The sequence below is a fragment of the Methyloceanibacter sp. genome, assembly GCF_051306395.1.
GTDB lineage: Bacteria > Pseudomonadota > Alphaproteobacteria > Rhizobiales > Methyloligellaceae > Methyloceanibacter.
On the sequence record NZ_JBPPND010000026.1, the window covers coordinates 1 to 14,706 of the forward strand.

Annotated in this window: 13 protein-coding genes and 1 pseudogene; 2 read left to right on the forward strand and 12 right to left on the reverse strand. The window is 65.7% G+C overall.

The annotated features are described in order from the left end of the window. The 10 genes and pseudogenes from ACSLE4_RS02365 to ACSLE4_RS02410 form a co-directional block, all read right to left on the reverse strand. Window positions 1-97, reverse strand: a pseudogene (locus tag ACSLE4_RS02365) (twin-arginine translocase subunit TatC); the annotation flags it as partial. Continuing rightward, complete coding sequence (tatB, locus tag ACSLE4_RS02370) at window positions 94-645, reverse strand: Sec-independent protein translocase protein TatB (protein WP_435902892.1); 552 nt, start codon at window positions 643-645, stop codon at window positions 94-96. The gene tatB and the pseudogene ACSLE4_RS02365, both read right to left, overlap by 4 nt. Before the next feature lie 63 nt (window positions 646-708). Further along, on the reverse strand, window positions 709-978 hold the full coding sequence (locus tag ACSLE4_RS02375; protein ID WP_435902893.1) for a twin-arginine translocase TatA/TatE family subunit: 270 nt from the start codon (window positions 976-978) through the stop codon (window positions 709-711). A 92-nt stretch (window positions 979-1,070) separates the two neighbouring features. Next, window positions 1,071-2,228, reverse strand: coding sequence for an ABC transporter ATP-binding protein (locus ACSLE4_RS02380; RefSeq protein WP_435902894.1), 1,158 nt, complete (start codon window positions 2,226-2,228; stop codon window positions 1,071-1,073). A gap of 67 nt (window positions 2,229-2,295) precedes the next feature. Next, on the reverse strand, window positions 2,296-3,006 hold the full coding sequence (gene scpB, locus ACSLE4_RS02385) for an SMC-Scp complex subunit ScpB (RefSeq protein WP_435902904.1): 711 nt from the start codon (window positions 3,004-3,006) through the stop codon (window positions 2,296-2,298). A gap of 395 nt (window positions 3,007-3,401) precedes the next feature. Next, entirely contained in the window at window positions 3,402-4,220 is an 819-nt protein-coding gene (locus ACSLE4_RS02390; RefSeq protein ID WP_435902895.1) for a segregation and condensation protein A, read from the reverse strand. Continuing rightward, a complete protein-coding gene (nagZ, locus tag ACSLE4_RS02395) occupies window positions 4,217-5,269 on the reverse strand; it encodes a beta-N-acetylhexosaminidase (protein WP_435902896.1) in 1,053 nt (350 codons plus the stop codon). The genes ACSLE4_RS02390 and nagZ overlap by 4 nt, the downstream gene beginning before the upstream one ends. A 49-nt stretch (window positions 5,270-5,318) precedes the next feature. After that, window positions 5,319-7,064, reverse strand: coding sequence for an SPOR domain-containing protein (locus tag ACSLE4_RS02400; RefSeq protein ID WP_435902897.1), 1,746 nt, complete (start codon window positions 7,062-7,064; stop codon window positions 5,319-5,321). A 191-nt stretch (window positions 7,065-7,255) separates the two neighbouring features. After that, complete coding sequence (gene argS / locus ACSLE4_RS02405) at window positions 7,256-9,013, reverse strand: arginine--tRNA ligase (RefSeq protein ID WP_435902898.1); 1,758 nt, start codon at window positions 9,011-9,013, stop codon at window positions 7,256-7,258. 82 nt (window positions 9,014-9,095) lie between these two features. Further along, window positions 9,096-10,334 carry a deoxyguanosinetriphosphate triphosphohydrolase gene (locus ACSLE4_RS02410; protein WP_435902899.1) on the reverse strand — a complete coding sequence of 413 codons (1,239 nt, stop codon included), beginning with the start codon at window positions 10,332-10,334 and terminating at the stop codon, window positions 9,096-9,098. Between the two features lie 51 nt (window positions 10,335-10,385). Here ACSLE4_RS02410 and erpA point away from each other — a divergent pair, with 51 nt between their 5' ends. Together erpA and xth are read left to right on the forward strand one after the other, a co-directional pair. After that, window positions 10,386-10,718 (forward strand): iron-sulfur cluster insertion protein ErpA, encoded by a 333-nt coding sequence (gene erpA / locus ACSLE4_RS02415; protein ID WP_435902900.1) that lies wholly within the window; start codon window positions 10,386-10,388, stop codon window positions 10,716-10,718. 174 nt (window positions 10,719-10,892) lie between these two features. Beyond that, window positions 10,893-11,672, forward strand: a complete 780-nt coding sequence (gene xth, locus ACSLE4_RS02420; protein WP_435902901.1) for an exodeoxyribonuclease III — start codon at window positions 10,893-10,895, stop codon at window positions 11,670-11,672. A 12-nt stretch (window positions 11,673-11,684) separates the two neighbouring features. Here the strand turns inward: xth and ACSLE4_RS02425 are convergent, their stop codons facing one another. Then, entirely contained in the window at window positions 11,685-12,689 is a 1,005-nt protein-coding gene (locus tag ACSLE4_RS02425; protein ID WP_435902902.1) for a tetratricopeptide repeat protein, read from the reverse strand. After that, complete coding sequence (gene ilvD, locus ACSLE4_RS02430) at window positions 12,676-14,397, reverse strand: dihydroxy-acid dehydratase (RefSeq protein ID WP_435902903.1); 1,722 nt, start codon at window positions 14,395-14,397, stop codon at window positions 12,676-12,678. The genes ACSLE4_RS02425 and ilvD overlap by 14 nt, the downstream gene beginning before the upstream one ends. Window positions 14,398-14,706 lie beyond the last annotated feature (309 nt).

Sequence of the window (14,706 nt, forward strand, 5' to 3'; positions counted from 1 at the left end):
AGATCGCCGCCAGCGACCACATCAGCCGCTTTCGAAGCTCGATCAGGTGCTCGATGAGCGGCGCCTTGGTGGCGTCGATGTCCTCCTGATCGCTCACCGCTTGGGCCTCGCCTTCGCTTTCGTGGCGGTCCCGGGCGCGGCTTTGGCTTTTGCCGTCTTGCGCGGCGCCACACTTTTGGGTTTGGCGGTCTTGGGCTTGGCGCTCTTGGACGCCTTCTTGGCCGCTGTCTTGGACGCCTTCTTGGCCGGCGTCTTCGCAGGCGTTTTGGCAGGCGTTTTGGCAGGCGTTTTGGCAGACGCGCGCTTCGGCCTCGCAGGCTTCTCGGCCGGTTGGGTGCCGAGCGGCGGCGCGCCGAGCGCGGTCCGCGGCGGCTCGCCCGTCATCAGCGGCTTGTCGGTGAGCGCGCCGAAATCGTCCGTGGTGCCCATATTGGCGCGGATGGCCTCGAGATTTTTGCGAACCTCGTCGGCCTCGCTCTCGGCCATGGCGTCATTGAACTGACGCTGGAAGTCGGCCGCCATGCGCCTGACCTTGCCGGCATAGAAGCCGACGGTGCGCATCAGCTTGGGCAGGTCCTTCGGGCCCACCACGACGATGGCCACAATGGCGACCACCAAAAGTTCCGACCATCCGATGTCGAGCATGAGCTTGGTTCAGGCGTTACGCGATGAGGCTCGCGCGCAAGGCGACTAAGGTTCAGCCCGCGCCTAGCCTGATTTCTGCTTACGCGGGGCGCGGGCGCGCGGCTTCGAACGGGGCTTCGGCGCGGGCGTCTCGTGCTCGATCACCTTTTGATCGGACGTCTTGGCGGCGGCCGTGCCGGCCTCGGCCTTCTCCTCACCGTCGTCGGCAAGGCCCGTCTTGAAGCTCTTGATGCCCTTGGCAACGTCGCCCATCAAATCCGAGATCTTGCCGCGCCCGAACAGGAGCACGAAGAGCACCAGCACGATCAGAATTTGCCACCAACTCGGTCCCATGAATGGCCTCCAACGCTGGCTCCGGGCCGCGCGTGTCATTGTTCGGCGGCACTATGACAGTAAAGGCGGCCGGCTCGCAAGCCGACCTCCCCTTAGGGAGTAGGCGTCTCCGCGCCGTTCTCCGCCGCGAACACGAGCACCGCGCCCTCATCAACGGCAACGCCGACCTCGGAACCGGTTGCGGGCACGTCGGCCTCGCGCATCCGCGAGAAGACGGGGTTGTCGAGCCCCTCGACCGCCACTTCCACGAGCCCCACGTCGCCGAGAAAACGCGTATCCAGGACGCGGCCCGGGGTGCCCTGCCCCGCCGCCAAAAGCCGCATGCCGCCTTGGCGCACGCAGACAATGGCCTGAGTTCCGTCGGCGAGCCCGCCGGCGCCAAAGGTGCCGAGCGGGGTTGCGGCGCGGCCGCCTGCAATGCGCGTGGGCATCTCGTTCAGGTCGGAGAAGGTACGCGCGGCGAAGATATCCTTCGGGGCGCGGTAGAGCTCGGGCGCCGTGCCGGTCTGCACCACGCGGCCCGCGCGCATCAGCACCACGCTGTCGCCCATGCGCATGGCCTCCTCGGCGTCGTGGGTCACGACGATGCAGGTGGCGCGCGCCTCGTGCACGATGGCGAGCGTGTCCTCGCGCATGCTCTCGCGCAACCGCGAGTCGAGACCGGAGAACGGCTCGTCCATGAGCAACACGCCCGGGCGCGGCGCGATGGCGCGGGCAAGCGCCACACGCTGCTGCTCGCCGCCCGACAGGATGTGCGGGTATTCGCGCGCATAGTGGCCAAGCCCGACGCGATCCAGCGCGGCTTGCGCCTCGGCCCGGGCCTCCGTCTTGGTCAAGGAGCGCAGGCCGAAAGCTACATTGTCGAGGATGCTGAGATGCGGAAAGAGCGCGAAGTCCTGGAACATCAGGCCGACGCCCCGCTTCTCCGGCGGCACGAAGCGGTTGGGCCCGGCGACCTCCTCGTCGTCGATGAGCACGCGGCCGGCGGACGGCCGCTCCACGCCGGCGGCGATCCTGAGCAAGGTCGTCTTGCCGCAGCCGGAAGGGCCGAGCAGGCACAGGACTTTGCTCGGGGCGACGTCCAGGGTGACGTCTTGGAGCGCGTAGGTGTCGCCGTAGCGGCGGAAGACGTGCTCGAAACAGAGATGCGCGGCGAAGGTGACGGCCGTCTTGCCGCGGGCCGGCTTAGCCGGAACGGCCTTGCCTGCCGCGGGTTCGGTACGGGGCCGCGCCTTCAGGAAATCGAGCATGGCGCTGGTCTACGCGACTGGCGGGCTCAAGCGCAACGTCCAAGGGGACGCGGGGCTTAACCGTTCCCTACTCCTCCTCGCGCGTATCCCCATCGTCGTCGAAGCCGTCGTCCTCGCCGGCCCCGAGCGGCTCGTCCTCGTCCTCCAGCGGGTCCTCGTCATCGCGCAGATCCGGCGCGTCGTCCGGGTTCGGCATGGAGAAGCCGGGCGGCAGGTTGGAGTCCAGCAGCCCTGCCCCTTTGAGCTCGGAGAGACCGGGCAGATCCTGGATCTGCTCGAAGCCGAAATGCTCCAGGAAGGCTTCCGTGGTGCCGTAGGTCACCGGGCGGCCGGGCGCGCGGCGGCGGCCCCTGAGCTTGATCCAGCCCGTCTCCAGCAGCACATCGATCGTGCCCTTGGAGGTGGACACGCCGCGGATCTCCTCGATCTCGGCGCGGGTCACGGGCTGGTGGTAGGCGATGATGGCGAGCGTCTCCAGCGCCGCCCGCGACAGCCGCCGCTGGGCGATCGCCTGGCGCTCAAGCAGGAAGGACAAATCGTCGGCGGTGCGGAAGGACCATTTGCCCGCCACGCGCATCAGATTGACGCCACGGCCGGCATAAAGGCCTTGCAGCTCCTCGAGCAGCGCCTTCACGTCCTCTCCTTGCGCGAAATGCTGGGCGAGCTCGGCCTCCTTGAGGGGCTCGGACGCGGCGAACAGCAGGGCCTCGACGATGCGCAATTTCTCGCGCCGGTCGGCGGAGGGCAGCGCCATCACATTGGACGGCAGCGGCAGCATCGGCGCGGTGGCGCTCTGCTCATCCTCTTCCACCGTCATTTCCACGACCCTTTCCGCCTGCTTCACTGTCATTTGCATCCCCGCATTTCTTGTCTTTGTATGTTCCGCGACCGCGGCCCGCATCGCTCGATCGAGTTTCACCAGCGCCGACCCGCCGCCGGCCGATGCGTCCCCTTCGCCCTCCTCGTCCGACAGCTTCGAGATGTCGGAGAGGACCTCCTTCAGGGTCGGCTTGGTCCTCGCCTCTTCCTTGGGCGCGGGCGCATCCCGCATATCCCGATCAAGCTTCGATGGCGAAATTTTGGGTCTCGGCATAATTTGCCCCTTGGCGTTTCAGGTCCCTTTGACGCTGGCGCCCGTTACCGACTGTCCCACTCCTAGTTCACTCACAAAACTCACGCGGCCTCACCCCGGCGCCGGACCATGAGCGGCGCGAAGGATTTCGCCTGGCGAAGTTCCAACGCCCCTTCCCGGGTCATCTCCAACGTCGCGGTGAAGCTCGAGGCGAGCGCCGTGCGGCGCATCTCCGGCTCCACCAGGAACTCCGCCAGCAACTGATCGAGCGGCGCCCAGTCGCAAGCCATGCCGAGCAGCCGCTCCAGCTCGTCGCGGGCCTCCTTCAGGGACCACACGGTGCGCTTCTCCATATGGAGGGTGCGAGTGGCGTTGCGCTGGCGCTGCTGCGAATAGGCCTTCAGCAAGTCGTAGACATTCGCCTCGTAGACGCTGATCCGATTCACCCGGATGGGCTCCGGCAGACCGCGGCCGAACACGTCGCGGCCAAGCCGCTTGCGCGTCATGAGCCGGGCCGCGGCGTCGCGCATGGCATCGAGGCGCTTCAGCCGGAAGGCCAGCAGCGCGGCAAGCTCCTCGCCGGTCGGTTCGCCTTCTTCCGAGGGTTCGGCCGGCAGCAAGAGCTTCGACTTGAGGAAGGCGAGCCACGCCGCCATGACCAGATAGTCGGCGGCGATCTCAAGCCGCAACGCCCGGGCCTGGGCGATAAAGTCGAGATATTGCTGGGCCAGCGCCAGCACGGAGATCTTGGTGATGTCGACCTTCTGCGTGCGGGCCAGCGCCAGCAGAAGATCGAGCGGCCCCTCGAAACCTCCGACGTCCACCCTGAGTTGCGGGTCGGCAGGGTCACGCTCGTCCTCGCTCTCCCAAGTGTCGGGCTCGCGCGGGGCTTCATCCGCTTTGATTTCTTCGTCGCTCATACCTGCACCGTCGGGTCTGGACCGACGCTCGCCACGCGGGTGGCGGCCGCCTCGGTCACGCGCGCCAATGCCTCGGTCTCGTCGAAGGGCTCAGGATCGTGCAGGCAGGCGCGTGCCTGCTCGAACCGCTCAAGCGCCTTGCCCTCGAGAGCCGGTGCGGCAACCGCCACCTCGGCCATCTCGGAGAACTTGCCGCTGCAATGAAGCACCACGTCGCAGCCGCCGGCGATCACACCACGCGTCAAATCCGTGAACGAGCCCCGCAGCGCCTTCATGCCGATGTCGTCGCTCATGATCAGGCCGGTCAACCCCATCTGATCTCGAATCACTTTCCCCATTATAGCGGGCGAGAGCGTTGCGGGTCGCCGCTCATCGAATTCAGGCAGCAAAACATGGGCCGTCATGGCGAGCGGCGCGTCATGGAGCGCCTCGAACGGCCGGAAATCGACCGCCTCCAGCGCCTCCTTGGGGGCATCGATGCGCGGCAGCGATTTGTGGCTGTCGGCCAGCGCCCGGCCGTGGCCCGGCACATGCTTGATGACGGGCAGAACGCCGCCCGCGAGCGTCCCGTTCATCACCGCGCGCCCCAGTACGCTCACAACGTCCGGATCCGGGGAGAAGGCGCGGTCGCCGATGATGTCGTGAGCCCCTTCCTGGGGCACGTCGATGCAAGGCGTGCAGTTCACGTTGATGCCAACGTCATGGAGCTCGGCGGCCATCAGCCGCGCACCGGCGAAGGCAGCCCGCTTGGCGGCTTCCGGATCGGAGTCGTAGAGGTCGCCGTAACAGTGCTGAGGCGGCATGGCGCGCCAATGGGGCGGGCGCAGCCGCTGGACCCGGCCGCCTTCCTGGTCGACGAGAATGAGGACATCCTCGCTGCCGACGGCCGTCTTGAAGTCGGCGACCAGGGCGCGGATTTGCGCCGGGCTGTCCACGTTCCGGGCGAACAGGATGAGCCCGCACGGCCGCGCCTCAGCAAAGAGGGCGCGCTCGTCCGCGGTCAACGCCGTGCCGGCGCAGCCTGAGATGAAAGCTTTGAAGGTCACCATCGGGGGCTAGCCCCGGCGGGTCTTGCGGTCAAGCGTGCTCTCAGAACCCCTACTGGACGGCGACGAAGCAGTCGGTGCCTTGCGTCTTCAAATCGCCGCAGAGCTTGTAGGCTTCCGACTTGCTAGCGATCGGGCCAACGCGCAGGCGGTACAGGGTTCCCCCGCCGGCAGTGGTCTTCTGCACGAGCGGCGGATAGTTCCCGAGCAATGCCGGGTTCTTCTGCTGGATGTCGGCGTAAATCGCGAGAGCCTCGGTTTGGCTCTTATGCGCCCCGACCTGGACCAAATATTTGGACTCAGCGGGCGCAGGCGCCGGATCGGCCGCAGCCATTTGTTGCGGGGCAGCCTCAGGGGCGGCCGCGGCCGCCATCGGCACCGGACCATCCGGAATCGGCACCGGCATCATGTTGGACGGCTGAGCTGCGGCTTGGGCCGCTTGCGCTGCGGCATCGGCGGTCGCATTCACCGCGCCGGCGGCGGCATCGGCCACGGCGGGCGCCTCGACGGAGCCGTCGGGACGTACGACCAAGGTCTTCACCTTGCGCGGTCCGCCCTCCTCTCCGCCGTCGACGGACTGGGTGGTCGCCGGGTTGGCCAGATCGGTCGTGGCAACCGGCGCCGGCAGTCCGGCAGTCGCCGCGGCCGGCGGCAGGGCCGGCACCGCGACGTCCTCTTGCCGCGGCACGAGACGCTCGGACTCCGGCGCTGCGCCGTTGGTCAACCGGTCGTAGATGAGCTTGTTCTTGTGGGGGAACTCCTTGCCGCCTGGCTGGTCCGGAGCTTCCTTCACGGGCGTTGCGTCGGCCGTGATGATGGGCGTTTCGCCGCCGCTAGCGCCGCTCTGCTTGTAGGCGAAGGCGAGCGCACCGCCGAGGGCGATGGCGCCAAGAAGCGCGCTGCCGACCATGAAGGCGCTGCGCCCCTTGAGCGAGTTGGCCAGCTTCGAACGGGCGTTGGCCGGCGGAGCCAATTGGCTCTCGTCGATGAAATCGGCGTCGCCGCGATCGGCCTCGAAGTAATCCTGGGACTGTTGAGGTACCTGGCCTTGCGCACCGCCAAGGGCGATCTGCGGCGGCTGGTCGTAAACGGAATCGTAGGCCTGGAGCTGACGGCTCGGGTCGCTCGGCGGCACCTGACCATGGGGGGCCGCGTGCTGCGGGGCGTGCGGCTGCGCTGCGTAGGCCTGGGGATGATAGTTCTGCGGCTGCTGCATATGCTGCTGGGGCGCGCTGCGACCCTGATCGAAATGCGGCTGCGCGGCGGGAGGCGCCTGGTAAGCGTAATCCTGGACACCGATCTCGGGGAAGCTCGCCGCACTCTCGTCGGGAAAGCTCGCATCTTGGAAACTGGCATCGGCCGGAGCCTGATCGTGACCGGAGAAGTCGGACTCGAAGCTCGCATCCGGCTTGAAGTCGCCGAAGATCGAATCCGGAAAGGCGGGGTCGGCGTTGCTGAGATCGGGCAGGTCCTGATCGCCAAAAGCCGGCTTGGGGGCATGGCTCGGCGCGTCATAGGCCTGCTGCGGCTGGAAGTGCTGGTTGCCGCCATAGGCTTGCGGCTCGGGCTGCCGCGGCTGGGGCTGGCGGGGTTGCGGCGCCGCCTGCTGGGCCGGCGCGGCGGGCTGCTGAGGCTGGGCCTGGGGCGGATAGGAGGTCTGAGGAGCGGTCTGGGGCTGCTCGGCGCCGCGCGTTGTCGGCGTGTAGGTCGGCATCTGCGTAAAGGCGCTGCCGCCGTTTCCGAAAATCGAGTTTTGTCCGAAGTTTGGCTGACCGGGCCGACCCGCTCCTTGAGCCATGGGAGATACCTCACTTTTTTGGGTGTTGGCCGCGCTCGCGCCCCAGGAATTATCCCCCGGCGCGGCTACGGCGTTCTGCCTATCGGCAAAATCCGATTCAAATTCAGGGGATCGGCCGCCACTGCCGCCGAACCCGCTATCGTGCGTGGACATGGCTACTTCCCTCGACCACCCCCGTGCCCGTTGTCCGGCTAATGCAATTCGTGCAAGGCATGAACGCCGAGGATCCCCAAACCCATCGCCAGAACACGCTTCGTGGCGGCCACAAGCGCCACACGAGCACGTGTTAACTCTCGGTCATTTTCGTAAATAAAACGTAATTGTGGCAAGTCTTTGCCTCTGTTCCAAAGACCATGAAAGTCTCCGGCAAGATCGTAAAGATAGAAACCGAGTCGGTGCGGCTCATGTGCTTGCGCCGCGCCCTCCACAATACGGGGAAATTGGGCAAGACTACGGATCAAGGCGATTTCGCCGTCGTCATTCAGCCGTTCTAGGTCGGCCCGCGCCAATTGATCCTCCCCCATATCGAGGTCTGGGAAACCCTCACGCACGTTACGCAGAACCGAACTCGCCCGGGCATGGGCGTACTGAACGTAAAAAACCGGGTTGTCCCGCGACTGCTCGGTGACTTTGGCGAAGTCAAAATCGAGCGGCGCGTCGTTCTTCCGATAGAGCATCATGAACCGAACGGGGCCTGCGCCCACCTCGTCCACGACATCCCTCAGCGTCACGAAGGTCCCGGCACGCTTGGACATTTTGACAGGCTCACCGGCGCGAAACAAGCGGACGAGCTGACATATCTTAACGTCGAGGTCGCCTTGGCCGTCGGTGAGCGCGGTCAGCGCCGCCCGCATGCGCTTGATGTGGCCCGAATGATCGGCGCCCCAGACATCGATCATCGACTTAAAGCCGCGTCTGAACTTGTCGTAGTGATAGGCGATATCGGAAGCGAAATATGTGTATGCGCCATCGGACTTGACGAGCGGCCGGTCCTGATCGTCGCCGAACTCGGTGGCGCGGAACAGGAGCTGCTCGCGGTCCTCCCACTCCTCGTCGATCTTGCCCTTGGGCGGCGGCAGGCGGCCTTCATAGACGAGGCCCCTGGCGCGCAACGTGGCGATGGTGTCCGCCACCTCGTCCCGGCCTTCGATGAGCGACCGCTCGGAGAAGAACACGTCGTGGCGGATGCCGAGCTGCGCGAGATCCTCCTCGATCATGCCGAGCATGGCCTTGAGCGCCATGGCGCGCACGAGCGGCAGCCATTCGGATTCCGGCATGTCGAGCAGATCGCGGCCATGATTGCTCGCCAGGCTTTCGCCGACCGGTTTCAGATAGTCGCCCGGGTACAGCCCCTCGGGAATGTCGCCGATGTCCTCGCCGAGCGCCTCGCGGTAGCGCAGGAACGCAGAGCGGGCGAGCACGTCGACCTGCGCGCCGGCGTCGTTGACGTAGTATTCGCGCGTCACGTCATAACCGGCGAAGGCAAGCAGATTGGCGAGCGCGTCGCCGAACACGGCGCCCCGGCAATGACCCACATGCATGGGCCCGGTCGGGTTGGCGGACACATACTCGACGTTCACGGCCTGCCCCTTGCCGATGGCGCTTCGTCCGAACGCATCGCCTTGCTCCAGCACCATGCGCAACACGCGCGGCCAGAATGCACGGGCGAGTGTCAAGTTGATGAAGCCGGGCCCGGCGATCTCGACTTTCTCGATGCCGGGGTCGGAGGCGATCAGCGGCACGATGCGCTCGGCCAGAGCGCGCGGCGCGGCGCCGGCAGGCTTGGCCAGCACCATGGCCGCGTTGGTGGCGAGATCGCCATGGGTCGGGTCCTTGGGCGAGCCCAGCGTGATGCCGTCCACGCTCGCCTCATGGGGCACGACACCGTCATGCTTGAGCTGCTGGACGGCCGCCAGAACGTGGCCGTGAAACCCTGCGAAAACGTCCATGAAAGCTCCGAAAAACTTCTTTGCGCATGATCTTATCGGAAAACCGGTGCCCACTTTTTCCGGATCATGCGTGCGGGCGCGACTATCGCATATCAGGGGTCGCGTCAAACAAGCGGCGGTGCTCGGCGAGGGCGTAGCGGTCGGTCTGGCCGGCGATGAAGTCCGCTACATGACGGGCATAGGCGCGATCGTCGTGGGCCCGCGCTTCCTCGCGCCATTCCGGCGGCAGCGCGTCCGGATCGCGCGCGTAACGCTGGAACAGCTCGACGACCAGATCCTCGGCGTCGCCCATGATGCGCATCACGCGCGGATGGCGATAGACGGAGGCGAAGAGGAACGCGCGCAAGCCGGCGAGCTCGCTCATCATGCTTTCGGAGAACGCCGCCGTCGCGCCGCCCGCTTGGCGTATGGCGTCGGCGCTGCCGGGCTTGAGACGCGCGAGCCGGGTGTGCGTCTCGGCGATGGCGTCGTCGACCATCGCGGTGATGAGACGGCGGTTCAGCTCGTAAAGACGACGCGTGTCCTCAAGCTCCGGATAAGCCGCATCGACTTCAGCGAGGAGGCGGCCGGCAATCGGCACGCCCGCAAGTGCCGTGAAGGTGAAGCAGCTTGCGCGATAGCCGTCGTCGATGTCGTGAGCGTTATAGGCGATGTCGTCGGCGAGCGCGGCGATCTGCGCCTCAAGCGAGGGATGCGTGTCGAGCTCGAGATCCTGAGTGACGCAATAGTCCCGTACGGGTTCCGGAACGGGCTTGTCGCCGCCAAGCAATGGGCCGTTGTGCTTCACCAGCCCTTCCAGCGTCTCCCAGGTGAGATTGAGCCCATCGAAGCCGCCATATTTCCGTTCGAGCTTGGTGACCACGCGCAAGGACTGGGCGTTGTGGTCGAAGCCGCCCGCGTCCGTCATGGCGGCATCCAGGGCACGCTCGCCGGCGTGACCGAAGGGCGGATGGCCGAGATCGTGGGCCAGCGCGATCGCCTCGGTGAGATCCTCGTCGACCTTTAGGGCGCGCGCGATCGAGCGGGCGATCTGCGCCACTTCGAGACTGTGGGTGAGCCGCGAGCGGTAATGGTCACCCTCATGATAGACGAAGACTTGCGTCTTGTAGTTCAGCCGGCGGAAGGCGGTGGAGTGCAGGATGCGGTCGCGGTCCCGGGCATAGGGTGTGCGGGTCGGGCTCGGCGCCTCGGGGATGCGGCGCCCCCGGCTCAACCGCCGATCCACGGCAAAAGGCGCGAGCGGCCCCCTGCCCGACGGAGCATCGTTGCCCGCCAAGGCTTCAAAGTCCTGCTCAGGCTTGCCCGGCTGGCTGATTGACATCTCCCTTGGCCGTTCTCATCTTTAGTGCAACAACATGTGGCTATACCCAAGATGACCGAACCGTCCATCACCATAAGTCCGCGCGCCGCCAAGCGCATCGTCGAGCTCGTGAGCGCCGACCAGGCCGCAAGCCTGTTCCGCGTCAGCGTCGAGGGCGGCGGCTGCTCCGGATTCCAGTATCGCTTCGAACTGGCGAACGAGACGGCCGACGACGACATTCTTATCGAGCGGGACGGCGCCACGGTCGCCATCGATCCGGTGTCCGCGGATTTCGTCAAGGGCTCGGAGATCGATTTCGTGGACGAGTTGATCGGCGCGCAATTCAAGATCCACAATCCGAACGCCACCGCGTCCTGCGGCTGCGGCACCAGCTTCTCGATTTAACGTCAGCCCAATTCTTTGATTTGTCATGGCCGGGCTTGTCCCGGCCATCCACGTATTCTAAGCCCGCGAAGCGAAAATCGTGGATGCCCGGACGTTTGGTTTGCGCTACCGCTTTGCTGCTTGAGCGCAAGATGGCCGGGTATCACAGGCTCTATTGGTGTACGAGACTCTGCCATGAAGATCGCTACCTGGAACATCAACGGCGTGAAGGCGCGCATCGACGCCGCCACGACCTGGCTTAGATCTGCCTCGCCGGACATCGCCTGCCTGCAAGAGATCAAGTGCATGGACGAGGCGTTCCCGTTAAGCGCCTTCGAGAACCTCGGCTATAACGTGGCGGTGCACGGTCAGAAGGGCTTCAACGGGGTGGCGCTGTTGTCGAAGATGCCGCTCGACGACGTCACGCCCGGGCTCGCGGGCGATCCCGACGACGTGCAGGCCCGCTACATCGAGGGCGTGATCTCGATCCCCTCGGGGGTCTTGCGGGTGGTGAACATCTATCTCCCCAACGGCAACGGGGCGCCCGAGAAATTCGTCTACAAGCTCGCCTGGATGAGCCGGCTCAGGGAACGGGTGAAGGAACTCCTGACCTACGAGGAGCCCTTCGTCATCGCCGGAGACTACAACGTCATCCCGGCGCCGGAGGATGTCTACAATCCGGCCGCTTGGATGGACGATGCGCTGTTCCGCCCAGAGACGCGCGCCCACTTCCAGGCGCTGCTCAATCTCGGGCTGACGGACGCTTTCAGGGCCTGCCACGACGAGCCGCACCAGTTCACCTTCTGGGACTATCAGGCCGGCGCCTGGCAGAAGAACCACGGTCTGCGCATCGATCATTTGCTGCTGTCGCCGCAAGCGGCCGACCGGCTCGTGGCGTGCGAGATCGATGCCGACCCCCGCAGCTGGGAGAAGCCTTCCGATCACGTGCCGATTGTCGTGGAACTGTCGCTGTGAGGCCTTAAGGGCCTAAGGCTGGAGCCCGCCAAGCCCGCTTTCCGAGGCGCCGAAGCCGACGGACATGCCCATGGCGGCGGGCGGGATCACATCAACCGGACCGAGCCGCGGCTCCTCCATGGCGGAGAGGGACGGTTCCTGCGCGGGCTTGGCCAGCGTGCGGGTCGGCGGCGGCGCGCCCCGCGTGCTCGGTGAAATCTTCACGGTCGTCGCCGCGGTCCGAGGACCACCGAGCGTCGGCAACAAGGCTTCCGCCTGCTTGCGCGTGGACTTGTCGGCAAGCGCGACCGTTTCTTGATAGCGCCGGCCGATCCACTCGACGTCGTCCACGCTCGTCTTGGCGTTCTCATTGGCGAGCATGAGCAGCGCGAGCCCCCTCACCTGGCGTTGGCTCACGCCTTCGCCACGCCACAGCATCCCGCCGAGGACCGCCTGGGCTCCGGGGTGCTGCTTGCGCGCCGCCATGGCCAACCAATTGGCGGCGATGGTCTCGTTCTTCTCGACGCCGGAGCCGGTCAGATAGAGGCGGCCAAGCTGATATTGCGCGTCGGCATAGCCGAAATAAGCGCCCGCGTGACGGAACAGGCCCACGGCATAGACCGGGTCGGGATGCAGCGGCACGGCGGGGATGCCGCCGACATAATACCGGCCGAGGGCAGAGAAGGCCTCGCCGACATATTGAGCAATCGGGCTCGACGGCTGGATGTCCGCGTATTGATCGGCGATGTGCTGATAGTAGTAAAACGCCTTGGCGTCGTCCTGCGGCACGTCACGGCCCTTGGCGTAGAGGCGGGCCAGCTTCAGCTGCGCACCGAGCACGCCGCGCGTGGCGGCATATTCGAGCGCGGGCACGGCCGAGGTCATCTCGCCCGACTTCATGAAGCTGGCGCCCTGACGATAGGCCTCCGTGGCCGAGGTGTACGGCGGCGGTTGATCCGCGCCGCCCACGCCGGCGGGCGTTAGCACGATGAAGGCCGCGAGCGCGCTGCCGATTTGGGATGCGCTAAATATCGGCATAGCTCGTCCCTTCGCCGCCGCCGGGATGGGTCACGGCGCCGGTGCGCGCGGCTCCAACCTCTTTTGCGTATTTCCAAAGATAGCCGCTCTTGAACGTGGACGGCGGTGCCTTCCAATCCTTCGCGCGGCGCGCGAGCTCTTCCTCGCTCACTTCCAGATCGATGATGCCCTCTTCCGCATCGAGCACGATGGTGTCGCCGTCGCGCAGCAGCGCGATCGGCCCGCACACGGCCGCCTCCGGCCCAACATGGCCGATGCAGAAGCCGCGCGTGGCGCCGGAAAAGCGTCCATCGGTGATCAGCGCCACCTTGTCGCCCATGCCTTGGCCGTAGATTGCCGCGGTGGTGGACAGCATCTCGCGCATGCCAGGGCCGCCCTTGGGGCCCTCGTAGCGAATGACGATGACGTCGCCCTCGTCGTACTTCTTGGCGCTGACGGCGGCGAAAGCCGCCTCCTCGCTATCGAAGCAACGAGCGGGTCCTCGGAATTTCAGGTTCTTCAAACCTGCCACCTTGACGATCGCCCCATCGGGGGCAAGCGTCCCCCTCAAGCCCACAACGCCGCCAGTCGGGGTCAGCGGGGCATCAGCAGAACGCACGACATCCTGGTCTGGGTTCCATGCAACCTTAGAAAGATTTTCCCCGATCGTACGGCCGGTCACTGTCAGGCAGTCGCCGTGCAGGTAGCCGTGGTCGAGGAGAGTTTTCATGAGGAGCGGCACCCCGCCAGCCTCGAACAAATCCTTGGCGACATAACGGCCACCAGGCTTCAAATCTGCGATGTAAGGAGTCTTTTTGAAGATTTCGGCCACGTCGAACAGGTCAAACGCGATCCCGCATTCGTGCGCGATAGCCGGCAGATGCAGCGCCGCATTGGTCGAGCCGCCAGAGGCCGCGACGACGGCGGCGGCGTTCTCCAGCGCTTTCAGAGTAACGATGTCGCGCGGGCGAATATTCAGCGCGATCAGATCCATGATTTTCTCGCCCGCCGCCATGCAGAACCGGTCCCGGATCTCATAGGGCGCGGGCGCGCCGGCCGAGTACGGCAGGGCAAGGCCGATGGCCTCGGACACCGTGGCCATGGTGTTGGCGGTGAACTGAGCGCCGCAAGCGCCGGCAGACGGGCACGCCACCTGCTCCAGCTCGTCCAAATCCTCCGACGACATCTTGCCGACGGAATATTCCCCGACCGCCTCGAACAGATCCTGGACCGTGACCTGCCGGCCCCTGAAGGAGCCCGGCAGGATCGAGCCGCCATAGATGAAGATCGACGGCACGTTGAGGCGGCACATGGCCATCATCATGCCAGGCAGCGACTTATCGCAGCCGGCAAGGCCGACGAGCGCGTCGTAGCAGTGACCGCGCATGGTAAGCTCGACGGAGTCGGCGATGACCTCGCGCGAGGGCAGCGAGGACTTCATGCCTTGGTGCCCCATGGCGATGCCGTCGGTGACGGTGATGGTGCAGAACTCGCGCGGCGTCCCGGCCCGGGCCGCCACACCCTGCTTCACCGCCTGCGCCTGGCGCATTAGCGAGATGTTGCACGGGGCCGCTTCGTTCCAGCAAGAAGCGACACCGACCAGAGGCTGGTGAATCTGCTCGCGCGACAGCCCCATCGCGTACAAGTATGAGCGATGCGGGGCGCGGGATGGCCCCTCCGTTACATGCCTGCTCGGCAAACGGGATTTATCGAACGTCTTTGCGTCCATCTGCCCATGTCCGGCTGTACTTGACCGACCGGACGGGTCTTCCGTCACGGCTCGGAATACGCACCAGCCGGGTCGCTCCCTGGCCCGCCCCCCTCGCTTTGATCGGCTGCGAGTGTCTTCGTGGCCAATGATCCTCTGATTGTGCTGGATGTCCCAAAGTTTTATGGCGCAAACGAGGCGCAAATACCTCAGTCTGTTGCAATTTAGTGACAGTTGTTGAGATTCTGGGTCACGGCTCCTGGGCGCGGCGGGAACCATGGCCCCATCACGGAATTTCGACCTGCGGCACGCTTGATTATTGTCGTAGCA